Origin of the sequence: Cupriavidus sp. UME77, assembly GCF_014170355.1 — a bacterium.
In the GTDB taxonomy this organism is placed as follows: domain Bacteria; phylum Pseudomonadota; class Gammaproteobacteria; order Burkholderiales; family Burkholderiaceae; genus Cupriavidus; species Cupriavidus basilensis.
Map to the genome: position 1 here is coordinate 37,789 of NZ_LZZU01000060.1, position 15,508 is coordinate 53,296.

Annotated in this window: 10 protein-coding genes; 1 reads left to right on the top strand and 9 read right to left on the bottom strand. The window is 65.8% G+C overall.

Annotated features, from left to right (window positions below):
• Positions 1-3 precede the first annotated feature (3 nt).
• The 5 genes from A9975_RS23920 to A9975_RS23940 form a co-directional block, all read right to left on the bottom strand.
• Positions 4-2,556: a heavy metal translocating P-type ATPase gene (locus A9975_RS23920; protein WP_183034983.1), complete on the bottom strand. Its 2,553-nt coding sequence runs from the start codon at positions 2,554-2,556 to the stop codon at positions 4-6.
• A gap of 108 nt (positions 2,557-2,664) precedes the next feature.
• A complete protein-coding gene (zapE, locus tag A9975_RS23925) occupies positions 2,665-3,762 on the bottom strand; it encodes a cell division protein ZapE (RefSeq protein WP_043347352.1) in 1,098 nt (365 codons plus the stop codon).
• Positions 3,763-3,911: 149 nt separating this feature from the next.
• Positions 3,912-5,348, bottom strand: a complete 1,437-nt coding sequence (gene lpdA, locus A9975_RS23930) for a dihydrolipoyl dehydrogenase (RefSeq protein ID WP_150990985.1) — start codon at positions 5,346-5,348, stop codon at positions 3,912-3,914.
• Between the two features lie 143 nt (positions 5,349-5,491).
• Positions 5,492-6,745 carry a 2-oxoglutarate dehydrogenase complex dihydrolipoyllysine-residue succinyltransferase gene (gene odhB / locus A9975_RS23935; protein ID WP_183034984.1) on the bottom strand — a complete coding sequence of 418 codons (1,254 nt, stop codon included), beginning with the start codon at positions 6,743-6,745 and terminating at the stop codon, positions 5,492-5,494.
• Between the two features lie 97 nt (positions 6,746-6,842).
• Complete coding sequence (locus A9975_RS23940; RefSeq protein ID WP_183034985.1) at positions 6,843-9,698, bottom strand: 2-oxoglutarate dehydrogenase E1 component; 2,856 nt, start codon at positions 9,696-9,698, stop codon at positions 6,843-6,845.
• A gap of 423 nt (positions 9,699-10,121) precedes the next feature.
• Here A9975_RS23940 and A9975_RS23945 point away from each other — a divergent pair, with 423 nt between their 5' ends.
• Positions 10,122-11,783, top strand: a complete 1,662-nt coding sequence (locus A9975_RS23945; protein ID WP_183034986.1) for a SulP family inorganic anion transporter — start codon at positions 10,122-10,124, stop codon at positions 11,781-11,783.
• A gap of 36 nt (positions 11,784-11,819) precedes the next feature.
• Here A9975_RS23945 and ugpQ read toward each other — a convergent pair whose 3' ends face one another.
• The 4 genes from ugpQ to ugpA form a co-directional block, all read right to left on the bottom strand.
• Complete coding sequence (ugpQ, locus tag A9975_RS23950; protein WP_183034987.1) at positions 11,820-12,566, bottom strand: glycerophosphodiester phosphodiesterase; 747 nt, start codon at positions 12,564-12,566, stop codon at positions 11,820-11,822.
• A 1-nt stretch (position 12,567) separates the two neighbouring features.
• Positions 12,568-13,671 carry a sn-glycerol-3-phosphate import ATP-binding protein UgpC gene (locus A9975_RS23955; RefSeq protein WP_183034988.1) on the bottom strand — a complete coding sequence of 368 codons (1,104 nt, stop codon included), beginning with the start codon at positions 13,669-13,671 and terminating at the stop codon, positions 12,568-12,570.
• Positions 13,672-13,739: 68 nt separating this feature from the next.
• Complete coding sequence (gene ugpE / locus A9975_RS23960; RefSeq protein WP_183034989.1) at positions 13,740-14,588, bottom strand: sn-glycerol-3-phosphate ABC transporter permease UgpE; 849 nt, start codon at positions 14,586-14,588, stop codon at positions 13,740-13,742.
• Between the two features lie 12 nt (positions 14,589-14,600).
• A complete protein-coding gene (gene ugpA, locus A9975_RS23965; RefSeq protein WP_174423278.1) occupies positions 14,601-15,482 on the bottom strand; it encodes a sn-glycerol-3-phosphate ABC transporter permease UgpA in 882 nt (293 codons plus the stop codon).
• Positions 15,483-15,508: the final 26 nt, after the last annotated feature.

Here is a 15,508-nt window from a genome sequence, read left to right on the forward strand (position 1 = left end):
GCGTCAGTCTCCGGGCTTGCCGGCGCGCAGCAGGCGCCAGGCATTGGCCACCACCAGCAGCGACGACACCGACATGCCGATGCCCGCCATCCAGGCGGTGACATAGCCGGTTGCCGCCAACGGGATGGCGATCACGTTGTAGGCAAAAGCCCAGGTGAGGTTCTGGCGCACCACGCGGCGCGCACGGCGGGCCATCTTGAGCGCGTTCGCGATCTCCGCGACGCGGCCATGGGTCAGCACCGCGTCGGCGCCGGCCTGCGCCAGCGGCGCGCCGCTGCCGATGGCGATCGAGACTTGCGCCTGCGCCAGCACGGGCGCATCGTTGATGCCGTCACCCACTGCCAGCACCACGGCGCCGCCGCGCTGCAGGCGCGCCACGTACTCGCGCTTGCCTTCGGGCGTGACGCCGCCCTCGCGGCGCGGGATCTGGAAATGATCGGCCCACCAGCCGACGGTGGCCGGCGTATCGCCCGAGACGAGATGGCAGGTCACGCCGAGCGCGCACAATTCGTTGAGCAAGCGCGCGGATTGCTCGCGCGTCACATCGGCCAGTTCGAACACCGCCAGCGCACCGGCGGCGCTGCCCAGCCACACCAGCGTGGCGCCGCGGCGCTCGCTGCCGCCGAGTTCGGCATGCCAGTTGGCGGCGCTGCCGTGCTCGCACAGCGCCTCCACGAACTCGCGCCGGCCAAGGCGGTAACGCCGCCCATCCAGATCGGCTTCAAGGCCCTGCCCCGGCACATTGCGCATGGCGTCGATGGCGAGCGTCTCGTGCGCAAGGCCTTGCGCCTGCGCGGCTTCGACGATGCCGCGCGCGATCGGGTGCTCGCCGGAGCGCTCCATGGCCGCGGCCAGGCGCAGGCAGGTGGCGGCATCGGCATCGCCGTTGGACTGCGTGCGCACCAGTGCGAAACGCCCCTGCGTGAGCGTGCCAGTCTTGTCGAGCATCACATCCGTGACGCTGGCCAGGGTCTCCAGCGCGTGGCCGCGCGTGAGCAGCAAGCCGCGGCGCGACAATGCGGCCCCGGCCGCGGCCAGCGCCGCCGGCGTGGCCAGCGAGAGCGCGCACGGGCAACTCACCACCAGCACCGCCACCGTCACAAGCAACGCGCGCGCGGGATCGATCCAGGCCCACCAGACGGCGCCGGTGACGGCCGCCAGCACCAGCAGGATGGCAACGAACCAGCCCGCCACGCGGTCGGCCACGGTGGCCAGGCGCGGCTTCTCGGCCAGCGCGCGGTCCAGTACGGCGACGATCTCCGCCAGCCGGGTGCCCGCCCCTACCTTGGCCACGCGCAGCTCAAGCGGGCTCGCGGTGTTGAAGCAACCTGCCAGCACGGGATCTCCGATGCCGCGCGGCACCGGCCGGCTCTCGCCAGTCAGCATGGATTCATCGAGCTCGCTCGCGCCGGCGATCACCGTGGCATCGGCGGGCACCACCTCGCCCGCCTTGACGCGGATCAGGTCACCAGCGCGCAGGCGTGCCACCGGTAGCCGCTCGCCCGCGCCGCCCTCGGCACACAGGCGCTCGCAGGTGGCAGGCAGTTGCCGCGCCAGCATCTCGGCACCACTGCGCGATGCCTGGCGCACGCGCAGCTCCAGGTAGCGCGCCAGCAGCAAGAACGCCACAAACATGGTGACGGAATCGAAGTACACCTCGCCGGTGCCGCGCAGCGTCGCCACGGTGCTGGCGATAAAGCCCGCCCCCACGCCCAGCGCCACCGGCACATCCATGCCCAGGTGGCGCTGCCGCAGCCCGCGCCACGCCCCGGCGAAGATCGGCGAGGCCGAGTACAGCACCACGGGCAAGGTCAGCACCAGGCTGGCCCAGCGCATCAGCTGCAACTGGCCGGGATCGATGGTGGCTTCATGGGTATAGATGGGCCATGCGTACATCATCACCTGCATCATGCCGAGCATGGCCACCGCCATGCGCATCAGCAGGCCACGGCGCGCGTGGCGGTCCTGCCGGTCCGAGCGCGAAACCTCGAACGGCCACGCCAGGTAGCCGATCCCGGCCAGCGCGGCGAGCAAGGCAGAGACCGGCTGCTCGGCCGCGCGCCAGCGCACCACCACGCGACGCGTGGCCACGTTGGCGATCACCGATTCCACGCCGGGCAGGCTGCCCAGGTGCTGCTCGATCAGCCAGGCGCAGGCGGCGCAGCGGATATTCTCCGGCGCCAGCGTAATCTCGGCGCGGCGTTCGTCCAGCGGGCGCACGAACTGGGCCCGTAACTCCTCGGTGTCGTAGGCGGCCCAGACGGGCTCGGCCTCGCGCCGCGCCGCGTCGTCGATCGGCCGGGCAAAGCGGACCTGGTCGCCATAGAGATGACCGAACCCGGCTGCGTGCAGTGTCTGCGCGAGGGCCTGACAGCCACCGCAGCAAAACGCCTGCTCCTCACCGTTGATGCTGGCATGCAAGGGCGGCTCGCCGGCCACGAGCGGCTGTCCGCAGTGGAAGCAGCCCGCACGCCCGGCGGCCGCAGGCACGCCGCTGGCGCGTGCAAGCGGCGGATTGGGCAGGGCAGGATAGGCAGAGGCTGGGGAAGTCGGCATCGGGACTCTTTTTTACCAACTGCATGGTAAGAGTCCCGGCGGCAAGCCGCATTGATACAGATCAAGCGGGTGGCCAGACGGCGCAAGGCGCGCCGCTTGCGCTGGGTGTCAGGTCAGCGAGGTGTCGACCGTGCGGCGTGGCGCCTCCAGGTATTCGCGTGACTGCATCTCGATGATGCGCGACACCGTGCGGCTGAACTCGTTGGCCATCTGGCCTTCGGTGTAGAGTTCATCCGCCGGCACTTCCGCGGAGATCAGCAGCTTGACCTTGTGGTCGTAGAACACGTCGATCAGCCAGGTGAAACGGCGTGCCTCCGACGACATGCGCGGCGTCATCCTGGGCACGTCGGAGAGGATCACCGTGTGGAACTCGGTGGCGAGCTCCAGGTAGTCGTTCTGCGAGCGCGGGCCACCGCACAACGTATTGAAATCGAACCAGACCACCCCGCCCGCCTTGCGCAGCGCGCGCAGTTCGCGGTGCTCGATATGCAGGATGGGGGATTCGTCGGCCACGCCGGCAATGCCGGTAAAGGCATGGCGCAAGGCCGAGCTGGCCTCGGGTCCCAGCGGCGTGTGATACGCCTCCACCTGCTCCAGCGCGCGCTTGCGGTAATCGATGCCGGCATCGACATTGAGCACGTCGAGCTTGTGCTGCAGCAGCGCGATGGCCGGCAGCACGCGATCCCGATGCAAGCCGTCCGGGTACAGCAGGTCCGGCCGGTAGTTCGACGTCATCACGAACTGCACGCCGTTTTCGAACATCTGCTGCAGCAGGCGGTGCAGGATCATCGCATCGGCCACGTCGCTGACATGGAACTCATCAAAGCAGATCAGGCGGAACCGCCGCGCGATGCGCTTGGCCAGTTCGTCCAGCGGATCCGGGCGCCCGCGCAGCTCTTCGAGCTGGCGATGCACCTCGCGCATGAATTCGTGGAAATGCAGCCGAGTCTTGCGCACCACCGGTACGCAGGTATAGAAGCTGTCCATCAGGAAGGACTTGCCGCGTCCTACCCCGCCCCACAGGTACACGCCCTTGGGCACGTCCGGGTGCACCAGCAGCTTTTTCAGCGTGCTGTTGCGCCGGCTCTTGTAGGCCACCCACTCGTCATAGCATTGCTGCAGGCGCTCGACGGCGCGCAACTGCGCGGGGTCGGTGGTGTAGCCGCGTTGCTTCAGTTCCTGCTCGTAGTACTCACGGACGTTCATGCTGACTGCTTGCGCTGGATGCCGGGAGGCGCCGGCTTGAATGAGGATCGGGGCGCGTGACAGGGCAATTCGCCCCTGCCGCCCCGAAAGCGAAAACGGCGCGCCGCTGGAGCGGCGCGCCGGTACTCGACAATACGAAGGCCGATGCCTTACATATTGAGCTGGCGCTTGTCGACAGCGAGTGCGGCTTCGCGCATGACTTCCGACATCGACGGATGCGGATGGCAGGTGCGGCCGATGTCTTCGCTGGCGGCCTTGAACTCCATCGCCACCACGGCTTCGGCGATCAGGTCCGACGCATTCGCGGCAACCACGTGCACGCCCAGGATCTCATCGGTCTTAGCATCGGCCAGCATCTTGACGAAGCCTTCCGAGTGACCCATGCCCAGTGCACGGCCGTTGGCCATGAACGGGAACTGGCCCGACTTGTACTCGCGGCCTTCGGCCTTGAGTTGCTGCTCGGTCTTGCCCACCCATGCGATTTCCGGGAAGGTGTAGATCACCCACGGAATGCAGTTGTAGTCGATGTGCGGCTTCTGGCCTGCGATGCGCTCGGCAACCGCCACGCCTTCGTCCTCTGCCTTGTGGGCCAGCATCGGACCACGCACCACGTCGCCGATGGCCCACAGGCCCGGCACCTTGGTCGCGCAGTGGTCGTCCACCTCGATGAAGCCGCGCTGGTCGGCCGCCAGGCCGATGGCGTCGAGGCCGAGGTTGTCGGTGTTGGGCACGCGGCCAACCGACACGATCAGGCGATCGACTTCCAGGGTCTGGGCAGCGCCGTCCTTGTCGGTGTAGCTGACGGTGACGTTGTCCTTGCCGGTCTTGACTTCATTGACCTTCACGCCCAGGCTGAACTTCAGGCCTTGCTTGGTCAGCAGCTTCTGCGCTTCCTTGGCCACGCCTTCGTCGGCGGCGCCCAGGAACGACGGCAGCGCTTCCAGCACGGTCACTTCGGCGCCCAGGCGGCGCCACACGGAACCCAGCTCGAGGCCGATCACGCCAGCGCCGATCACGCCCAGCTTCTTCGGCACGCCAGCGAACTTGAGCGCGCCTTCGTTATCGCTGACCAGCACGTTGTCCACCGCGATGCCCGGCAGGTGACGCGCCTTGGAACCCGTAGCGACGATGACCTGCTTGGCCGTCACGACTTCGGTTCCTGCCTTGCCGGCGACCTCGACCTGGAAGCCCTCGGCGGTCTTGCCGACGAACTTGCCGTAGCCCTTGAGCAGCGTGACCTTGTTCTTGCGGAACAGGAACTCGATGCCCTTGGTCATCTTGCCGACGATATCGTCCTTGCGCTTGAGCATCTTGGCCACGTCGACCTTGACATCGCCAACCGTGATGCCGTGGTCGCCCAGGTGATGCTGTACGTTCTCGAATTCTTCCGAGGATGCCAGCAGTGCCTTGGAGGGGATGCAACCCACGTTCAGGCAGGTGCCGCCCAGGCGCGGTTCGTCCTTGGGATCGTCGTAGGCATTGCCTTCGCAGCAGGCCACATTCAGGCCCAGCTGGCCGGCACGAATGGCGGCGATGTAGCCGCCGGGGCCGGCACCGATCACCAGCACGTCGAATTGTTTGCTCATGGAGATTCCTTTTGCAACCGCGGCGGGGCAACGTCGCCCGCCAGGCCGCTTTCAACTCTTCGGTCCGTCATGCCCGCCAGTGCCGCGCCCGATGACAGGCGCGGCGGGAAAAATGCGGGCAAGACCTCAGGCTTTGCAGATGATTACAGGTCCAGCAGCAGGCGCGCCGGATCTTCCAGCGCGTCCTTCATGGCGACCAGGCCCAGGACGGCTTCGCGGCCGTCGATGATGCGGTGGTCGTAGGACATGGCGAGGTAGTTCATCGGACGGATCACGATCTGGCCGTCTTCCACCACCGGGCGGTCCTTGGTGGCGTGCACGCCCAGGATCGCGGATTGCGGCGGGTTGATGATCGGCGTCGACAGCATCGAGCCGAAGGTACCGCCGTTGGAGATCGAGAACGTACCACCGGTCAGCTCTTCCAGCGACAGCTTGCCGTCGCGGGCCTTCGCGCCGAATTCAGCGATCTTCTTTTCGATGTCGGCCAGGCTCATCTGGTCGGCGTTGCGCAGGATAGGCACCACCAGGCCACGCGGCGAGCCCACGGCGATACCGATGTCGAAGTAGCCGTGGTAGACGATGTCGTTGCCGTCGATCGAGGCGTTGATCAGCGGGAACTTCTTCAGCGCGTGGACCGCGGCCTTGACGAAGAAGGACATGAAGCCCAGCTTCACGCCGTGTTCCTTCTCGAAGCGGTCCTTGTACTTGTTGCGCAGGTCCATCACCGGCTTCATGTTCACTTCATTGAAGGTGGTGAGGATGGCGTTGGTGCTTTGCGATTGCAGCAGGCGCTCGGCGATACGGGCGCGCAGGCGGCTCATCGGCACGCGCTCTTCCGGGCGGTCGCCCAGGGCGGCGAAGTCCACCGGGGCGGCAACCTGCTGCAGCGCCGGCTTGGCAGCGGCCGGAGCCGGTGCTGCCTTGGCGGCCGGTGCGGGAGCGGGTGCAGCGGTCGCGGCCAGCACGTCACCCTTGGTGATGCGGCCATCCTTGCCCGTGCCTGCAACCTGGCCGGCGGACAGGCCGCCTTCGGCCATCAGCTTGGCTGCCGAAGGCATGGCCACGGCGCCGGCTGCTGCCGGAGCAGCTGCGGCGGCCGGGGCGGCAGCAGCGGGGGCCGGTGCAGCAGCGGCGGGAGCGACGGCGCCAGCAGTGGCTTCGGTATCGATCTTGGCGATCACTTCGTCGGCAACCACGGTATCGCCGTCGTTGCGGATGATCTGCGACAGCACGCCAGCCGACGGGGCCGGCACTTCGAGCACGACTTTGTCGGTCTCGATTTCAATCAGGATTTCGTCTTGGGCAACAGCTTCGCCCGGCTTCTTCTTCCAGTTCAGCATGGTTGCTTCTGCAACCGATTCAGAGAGTTGCGGAACCTTGACGTCAACAATAGCCATGGTTGGAATTTCCTTGATGTATTCGTTTTTGCTTAAGGCAGGTGGCAAAAAACATGGCGGTGCGCGCTCTTCGCGCGCGCCGCCATGCTGGCCACGATCATTTGGTCAGGACAAAGCCCTTGAGCTTGGAGAACGCCGCATCCAGCAGCGCCTTTTGTTGCTCGTTGTGCTTGGCGTAGTAGCCCACCGCCGGCGATGCCGAGGCGGGACGACCCGCGTAACCGAGCTTCTGGCCTTCCGCCATGTTTTCCATGATGAAGTGCTGGACGAAGAACCAGGCACCCTGGTTCTGCGGCTCGTCCTGGCACCACACGATTTCGTTGGCGTTCGGGTACTTCTTCAGCTCGGCTGCCACTGCCTTGTGCGGGAACGGATACAGCTGTTCCATGCGGATGATGGCCGTGTCGGTTGCGCCGCGTTCCTTGCGGGTGTTGACCAGGTCGTAGTAGACCTTGCCCGAGCACATGATCACGCGCTTGACCTTGCTGGCGTTCAGTTCTTCGTGATCGGGGATGACCGTCTCGAAGTGACCCTTGGCCAGGTCGGACAGCGGCGAGACCGCCTCCTTGTTACGCAGCAGCGACTTCGGCGTCATGATCACCAGCGGCTTGCGGAACAGACGGATCATCTGGCGGCGCAGCAGGTGGAAGATCTGGGCCGGGGTGGTCGGCTGGCAGACTTGCATGTTGTGGTCCGCGCACAGCTGCAGGAAGCGCTCGATGCGCGCCGAGCTGTGTTCCGGGCCCTGGCCTTCGTAGCCGTGCGGCAGCATCAGGGTCAGGCCCGAGGCGCGGCCCCACTTCACTTCGCCGGAGGAGATGAACTGGTCGATCACCACCTGGGCGCCGTTGACGAAGTCGCCGAACTGGGCTTCCCAGATCACGAGTGCGTTCGGCTCAGCGGTGGAGAAGCCGTATTCAAAGCCGAGCACAGCCTCTTCCGACAGCACCGAGTCGATCACCGTGAACGGTGCCTGGTTTTCCGACACGTTCTGCAGGGGCACGTAGCTGCCTGCATCCCAGCGCTCGCGGTTCTGGTCGTGCAGCACCGAGTGGCGGTGGGTAAAGGTGCCACGGCCGGCGTCCTGGCCGGTGATGCGCACCGGGTAGCCCGAAGCCACCAGCGAAGCGAAGGCCAGATGCTCGCCCATGCCCCAGTCCAGCGGCTGGTCGCCGCGGCCCATGTTGGCGCGATCCTTCACCACCTTCTCGACCAGCGGATGCAGCTTGAGGTGCTCGGGGATGGTGGTGATGCGTTCGGCCAGGCGCTTGAGCTCGGTCACCGGCACGGCGGTGTCGGCGGCGTCGGTCCACTTGCGGTTCAGGAACGGCATCCAGTCCACGGCGAACTTGTTCTTGAAGTTCGACAGGACGGGGTCGACCGTGTGCTTGCCCGCGTCCATCGCGGCACGGTATTCCTTGACCAGCTGGTCGCCGAAGTCGGCAGCCACCAGGTTCTGCGCGGTCAGCTTGTCAGCGTACAGCTTGCGCGTGCCCGGGTGCTGGGCGATCTTCTTGTACATCAGCGGCTGGGTAACGGCCGGGGTGTCCTGCTCGTTGTGGCCCAGCTTGCGGAAGCAGATGATGTCGACCACGACATCCTTCTTGAACTCCATGCGGAAGTCCACGGCCAGCTGCATGGCGAACACCACGGCTTCAGGATCGTCGCCGTTGACGTGCAGCACCGGTGCCTCGATCATCTTGACGACGTCGGTGCAATACAGCGTGGAACGCGAGTCGCGCGGATCCGAGGTGGTGAAGCCGATCTGGTTGTTGATCACGATGTGCATCGTGCCGCCCGTGCCGTAGCCGCGGGTCTGTGCCAGATTCAGCGTTTCCATCACCACGCCCTGGCCTGCGAATGCCGCGTCGCCGTGCACTTGCACCGGCAGCACTTCCGCATGGCCCGCGGGCTCGCCGCGGCGTTCCTGGCGGGCCTTGACCGAGCCTTCGACGACCGGGTTGACGATTTCCAGGTGGGACGGGTTGAAGGCGAGCGACAGGTGGACCGGGCCGCCTTCGGTGGAGACGTCGCTGGAGAAGCCCTTGTGGTACTTCACGTCGCCGGCCGGCAGGTCATCGACGTGCTTGCCTTCGAACTCGGCGAACAGGTCAGCCGGCATCTTGCCAAGCGTATTGACCAGCACGTTCAGGCGGCCGCGGTGGGCCATGCCGATCACGATTTCCTGCACGCCCTTGCTGCCGCTGTGCTGGATCAGTTCGTCCATGGCAGCGATGAAGCTTTCGCCGCCTTCCAGCGAGAAGCGCTTCTGGCCAACGTACTTGGTGTGGAGGAAGCGCTCCAGGCCTTCGGCCGCGGTCAGGCGGTCGAGCACGTGCTTCTTCTTCTCGAGGGTGAACACCGGCTTGGAACGCGTGGTTTCCAGGCGCTCTTGCCACCAGCGCTTTTGCGCCTGGTCGCTGATGTACATGAACTCGGCGCCGATGCTGCTGCAGTACGTTTCGCGCAGGTTGTTGAGCAGCTCGCGCAGGCTCATCGATTCCTTGCCGAAATACGTATTGCTGGCGTTGAAGACGATGTCGAGATCGCTTTCGGAGAAGCCGTAGAACGCGGGGTCGAGGTCCGGCAGGGGCGGACGCTCCTGGCGCTTGAGCGGATCCAGGTCTGCCCAGTGCGAACCGATGTTGCGGTAAGCGGCGATCAGCTGCGTGGCAGCAACGCGCTTGCGCCCCATATCGGAGTCGGCCGAGGCAACAATAGTCTTGATCGGGCCCGCCTTGGCACGCTCAGCGAACGAGGCGACGATGGGAGCGTGGGGGATATCGCGGGCGTTGGAGCCATCGACAGCCGGCACGTTCTGCATCGCGTCGAAGTACGCGCGCCAGTTATCGGGAACCGAGGAGGGATTTTCGAGGTAGGCCTCGTACAGCTCTTCTACATAGGGGGCATTGCCGCCGAAGAGGTACGAATTGCTCTGATACTGCTGCATCATGGGGCGCTCACTATTATCCGGGAATGCCGGAATAAAGCGGGTTCATCAACCTTCCGCGACACGGCTTGACCGGTTAGCGGATTGCAAACAACTCTTTCCGGGCAGCAACTGAAACACATTAAATGCATCATTATGCAAACGGCACCGCAGCGGGTGCCGATCTGTTCAGTCGCCCTGAAAGGGTCAGTTGTGCGTGGAAGGACCTAAGTCTTCACTCGCATAAGAATAGCACGTTTGCCGCGTGAGCCGAGGGAAATTTGCCGTAACGCGCGCGGGCCGCTTCGCAGTGTTGCGAAGCGGCCAAGACCGCCTCCCGTAGGAGATGTCGAAACCCATGCGTTCGATAGCATGGAGCCGTAAACCAAAGGAGCGATCCATGCATCTCTTGCCACACCTGCCGCGGGCCAGCGCCCGGCCCCGCCAATGATGCCCTCCCCCACCGCCGACGCCTCGGCGCCGGGCGCTGCTTCCGTCACATGGCGTGCAGACCTGGTGGCCGGCCTGGCCATCGCCGGACTGCTGCTGCCCGAGGCCGTGGCCTATTCCGGCATTGCCGGGCTGCCGCCGCAAGCCGGCGTGATCGCGCTGTTCGCGGGCCTGCTGGTCTACGGCCTGCTTGGCAGCAGCCGCTTTGCCATCGTTTCAGCCACCTCGTCGTCTGCCGCGGTGCTGCTGGCAGTCACCACGGCTGCGGCCGAGGGCGACGCCGGACTGCGCATCGCCCTCGGCGCAGGCGTGATCCTGCTGGCGGGGGTGCTGTTCCTGCTGGCGTCGCTGGCGCACCTGGGGGCGATCTCCAACCTGATCGCCAAGCCGGTGCTGCGTGGCTTCGCGCTGGGACTGGCGCTGACCATCGTGCTCAAGCAATGCCCGAAGGTCCTGGACGTGCATCCGGCGCACGGCGACTTCCTGCGCCTGGCTTGGGAGCTGCTCGCCAGCTGGCGCCACTGGAACCTGGCAGGCGCAGCGGTGGCATTGGTTGCGCTGGCGCTGCTGCACGTGTTCGCGCGCTGGCGCGCCATGCCGGGCGCGCTGCTGGTCATCGCCGCCGGCATCATGCTCGACCTCAGCGGCTGGACCCAGGCACATGGCGTGGCAGCCGTCGGCAACATCGCCCTGCAGTTCTCCGCGCCCCGGGTGCCGGACCTGAGCATGGCCGACTGGATGCGGGTGGGCGAGCTGGCCGCCGCGCTGGCCCTGATCCTGTATGCCGAGAGCTACGGCTCGATCCGCACCTTTGCCATGCGCCACGGCGACATCGTCTCGCCCAACCGCGACCTGGCGGCGCTGGGGCTGGCCAACCTCGCTTCGGGGTTGTTCCAGGGCATGCCGGTGGGCGCGGGGTTTTCCGGGACCTCGGCTAACGAAGCAGCCGGCGCGCAAAGCCGCCGTGCCGGCTTGATTGCGGGTGCCGTGGTCTTTGCCGCGGTATGCACCCTGCTTCCCTGGATCTCGCACACGCCAGAAGCGGTACTCGCGGCCATCGTGATCCGCGCGGTCGGGCACAGCCTCAACCCCGGCAGCCTCAGGCCTTATTTCGACTGGCGGCGCGACCGCCTGGTCGCGGTGACCGCTTTTGCCGGCGTGCTGTTGCTGGGCGTGCTGCATGGGCTGCTGCTGGCAATCGGGGTCAGCCTGGCGATGCTGCTGCAGCGCTTGTCGCGCCCGCAGGTGAGCTGGCTGGGGCGTTGGGCCGATAGCCACGACTTCGTCGACACGGCGCGCCACCCCGAGGCCACTGCGCCCAAGGGACTGCTGATCGCGCGCCCGGAAGTGCCGCTGTTCTTCGGCAATGTCGATAGCGTGCTGGGCACCGTGCGCCAGGTGCTGGCGCGCGAGCATCCCCAGTACGGCCTGATACTCAGCCTGGAAGAATCGTCGGACCTCGACGGCACTGCCCTTGAAGCCTTGGGCGAACTGGCGGTGTTCGCGAAGGCCCACGGCATGCCGCTGCGGCTCGCGCGGGTCAAGGACGAGGTGCGCGACCTGCTGGCGCATGCAAGCAACCCCGCCCTGCCCGAGGAAATATGGCGCGGCTGGAGCGTGGACGATGCGGTGCGCGACGCGTTGGCGCAGCCTGCATGAACAGGCCGCGCCAGCACCGCCGGGCGGACTAGTGGACTAGGCCTGACGCGGCGCGATCAGGTCGACCGCGTCGGTAATCAGTGTGTCCAGTCCCCAGCTCAGCAGTTCCGTCGCGCGCGCCGGGTCATTGACGGTATAGCAGGCCACCCGGAAGCCGGCCGCATGGGCCGCCTGGATGACCTCGGCGGTAAGCTCGCGATGGTTGGCATCGAGCGCCACGCAGTCCAGCCGGCGCAGCCGCTCCAGCCAGTCGGGCGGCAGCTTGTCCAGCAGCAGCGCGCGCGGCAGGCCGGGCGCGGCCTTGCGGGCCGCTTCCAGCGACTCTTCCGAGAATGACGACAGCAGCGGCAGCACATCGCTGCCGGCCCACAGTGCCTGGGCGTCGAGGGCTACCGCCGCGCCGGTGCGCCATTCCGCGCCGGGCACGGGCTTGATCTCGATATTGACGAAGAAGCCGTTGGCACGGGTATAGCGAGCAATCGCCGCCAGCGTGGGCACTGGTTCGCCGGCATAGGCGGGGCTGTGCCAGCTGCCCGCGTCCAGCATCGCGATCTCGCCCAACGTCAGCGCATCGGCCCGCCCCTGGCCGTTGGTGGTCCGGTCCAGCGTGGCGTCGTGCAGCAGCACCGGGCGTCCGTCGCCCGACAGCTTCACGTCGAACTCGAACATGCGGTAGCCAAACGATGCGCCGTGGCGGAATGCCGCCAGGGTGTTCTCGGGTGCGAGCTTGCCCGCGCCCCGATGGGCGACATGGCGCGGATAGGGCCAGGCGGCTAGGGTCATGTCAGGCCTCGATGCGCTTGCCGGAATCGGCGTCGAAGAAATGCAGGTGCTCGGCCGTGGCCGTGATCGGCAAGCGATCGCCGCTGCGCACAGGCATATTGCTGTCCAGCCGCACCACCACCGGCTGGCTGCCCAGCGTGCCGTAGGCATAGGAGTCGGCGCCGAGCGCCTCGACCAGGCGGACCTCGATCTCGGCGATCGCCTCATGCGCCGCGCACGGCTCGATATGCTCCGGACGCAGGCCGAGCAGCGCGCGCTCGGGCAGGTGCAGGCCCATCGGCAGGTGGCCGAGCGTGGCAGGCGCGCCTTGCGCACCCGGCTTCTGCTCCACGCGCATCTGCGCTTCGCCCTGCCCGCCATTGGTCCGCGCCACCGGCACCAGATTCATCGGCGGCGAGCCAATGAAGCTGGCCACGAAGGTGCTGGCCGGGCGCGCATAGACTTCCAGCGGCGTGCCGATCTGCTCCACGCGCCCGCCGTTGAGCACCATCATGCGATCCGCCAGCGTCATGGCTTCGACCTGGTCGTGGGTCACATACATGCTGGTGGTGCGCAGGCGGCGGTGCAATTCCTTCAACTCCAGGCGCATCTGCACGCGCAGCTTGGCGTCGAGGTTGGACAGCGGCTCGTCGAACAGGAACACGGCAGGCTCACGCACGATCGCCCGGCCCATGGCCACGCGCTGACGCTGGCCGCCCGACAGCGCGCGCGGCTTGCGCTCGAGCAGCGGCGCCAGTTCCAGGATGCCGGCGGCGTGCTTGACGCGCTGCTCGATCTCGCTCTTGTCCATGCCACGGATCTTCAGCCCGTAGGCCATGTTGTCGTACACGCTCATATGCGGGTAGAGCGCGTAGTTCTGGAACACCATGGCGATGTCCCGCTCCGCGGGCTCGAGGTGATTGACGATCTTGTCGCCAATATGCACCTCGCCGCCACTGATGGCTTCCAGCCCGGCTACCATGCGCAGCAGCGTGGATTTGCCGCAGCCCGAGGGGCCGACGATGACGATGAACTCGCCATCGTTGATTTCCATATCGATGCCGTGCACAACCTTGACGTTGCCGGCGTAAGTCTTCTGTACGTTGCGAAGCGACAGTTTTGCCATTGCTATTCTTTCTCGCTGGGCAAGCGTGGCGGGCGCGCCATCACATGGGCACGCCCCGCCCCACCCGCTTATTTTTCGGTTTCGACCAGGCCCTTGACGAACCACTTCTGCATCAGCACCACCACGATCGCGGGCGGCACCATGGCCAGCATCACGGTGGCCATCACCAGGTTCCAGTCGGTCGCGGCATCCCCGGAGCGGGAGATCATCTGCGTGACCCCCACCACCACCGGCGTCATCGACTTCTGCGTGGTGATCAGGAGCGGCCACAGGTACTGGTTCCAGCCGTAGATGAACTGGATCACAAAGAGCGCCGCGATGCTGGTCTTGGACAGCGGCAGCACCACGTCCTTGAAGAAGCGCAGCGGCCCCGCGCCGTCAATGCGCGCGGCCTCGGCCAACTCATCCGGAATGGTCAGGAAGAACTGGCGGAACAGGAAGGTCGCGGTCGCCGAGGCGATGATCGGGATGGTCAGGCCGAAGTAGCTGTCCAGCATGCCGAGATCGGACACCACCTTGTAGGTCGGCAGGATCCGCACTTCCACCGGCAGCATCAGCGTGATGAAGATCATCCAGAAGAAGATCTTGCGCAGCGGGAACTTGAAGTACACCACCGCGAAGGCCGAGATGATCGAGATCGTGATCTTGCCCAGCGCGATGCCCAGCGCCATGATCAAGCTGTTCAACATCATGGTGGAGACAGGCGAGGCGGCATTGCCCACGCCGGCTACCAGCACGGTGCGATAGTTCTCCAGAAAATGGCTGCCCGGCAGCAGCGTCATCGGTGCCTGCAGCACCTCGTCGGCGGTCAGCGTCGAGGCAACAAAAGTGACATAGACGGGGAAAGCCACTACCACTACGCCCAGCACCAGCATCAGGTGCGAGAGAAAATCTAGAAAGGGTCGTCGTTCTACCATTTTGCCAATCCTTCAGTACTGCACCTTGCGTTCCACGTAGCGGAACTGCACCACCGTGAGAACAATCACGATCCCCATCAGCACAACCGACTGCGCAGCCGACCCGCCGATATCGAGTCCGCGGAAGCCATCCTGGTAGACCTTGTAGACCAGCGTATTGGTGGCGTTGACGGGGCCGCCATGGGTCACCGCATCGATAATGGCAAAGGTGTCGAAGAAGGCGTACACCACATTGATCACCATCAGGAAGAACGTGGTCGGCGACAGTAGCGGGAATATGATCGACCAGAACCGGCGCCAAGGCCCCGCGCCATCGATGGCGGCTGCCTCGATCAGCGATTTAGGGATGCTCTGCAAGCCGGCCAGGAAGAACAGGAAGTTGTAGCTGATCTGCTTCCACGCTGCGATCAGCACCACCAGCAGCATGGCCTGGTTGCTATTGAGCAAGAAGTTCCAGTCCACACCGAACCGATGCAGCGCGTAGGACACCACGCCCAGCGTCGGGTTGAACATGAACATCCACAGCACGCCCGCCACCGCCGGCGCCACGGCATACGGCCAGATCAGCAGCATCTTGTAGCCACTGGCGCCCCGCACCACGCGATCGGCGAAGTAGGCAAGCATCAGCGAGACCGTCAGCCCGACCAGCGTCACCCCGACGGCGAACACGCCCGTGACGCGAAACGAGTTCAGGTACTGCGCATCACTGAACAGATCGCGGAAGTTCTCCAGGCCGACGAACTGGAGATCAATACCGAAGGCATCCTGCCGCAGCACAGACTGATACAGCGCCTGTCCGGCCGGCCAAAAAAAGAAGATCAGCGTCACCGCCATCTGCGGTAGCACCAGCAGATAAGGCAACCATGAAGATCGGAATACGACCCGTTTTTCCATCACGCATCCAAGCCACCGCTATGCGC

Coding starts and splice junctions, on each gene's coding strand:
- A9975_RS23920 (WP_183034983.1), bottom strand. CDS start 2,556: ATGCCGACTTCCCCAGCCTCTGCCTATCCTGCCCTGCCCAATCCGCCG.
- zapE (WP_043347352.1), bottom strand. CDS start 3,762: ATGAACGTCCGTGAGTACTACGAGCAGGAACTGAAGCAACGCGGCTAC.
- lpdA (WP_150990985.1), bottom strand. CDS start 5,348: ATGAGCAAACAATTCGACGTGCTGGTGATCGGTGCCGGCCCCGGCGGC.
- odhB (WP_183034984.1), bottom strand. CDS start 6,745: ATGGCTATTGTTGACGTCAAGGTTCCGCAACTCTCTGAATCGGTTGCA.
- A9975_RS23940 (WP_183034985.1), bottom strand. CDS start 9,698: ATGATGCAGCAGTATCAGAGCAATTCGTACCTCTTCGGCGGCAATGCC.
- A9975_RS23945 (WP_183034986.1), top strand. CDS start 10,122: ATGATGCCCTCCCCCACCGCCGACGCCTCGGCGCCGGGCGCTGCTTCC.
- ugpQ (WP_183034987.1), bottom strand. CDS start 12,566: ATGACCCTAGCCGCCTGGCCCTATCCGCGCCATGTCGCCCATCGGGGC.
- A9975_RS23955 (WP_183034988.1), bottom strand. CDS start 13,671: ATGGCAAAACTGTCGCTTCGCAACGTACAGAAGACTTACGCCGGCAAC.
- ugpE (WP_183034989.1), bottom strand. CDS start 14,588: ATGGTAGAACGACGACCCTTTCTAGATTTTCTCTCGCACCTGATGCTG.
- ugpA (WP_174423278.1), bottom strand. CDS start 15,482: ATGGAAAAACGGGTCGTATTCCGATCTTCATGGTTGCCTTATCTGCTG.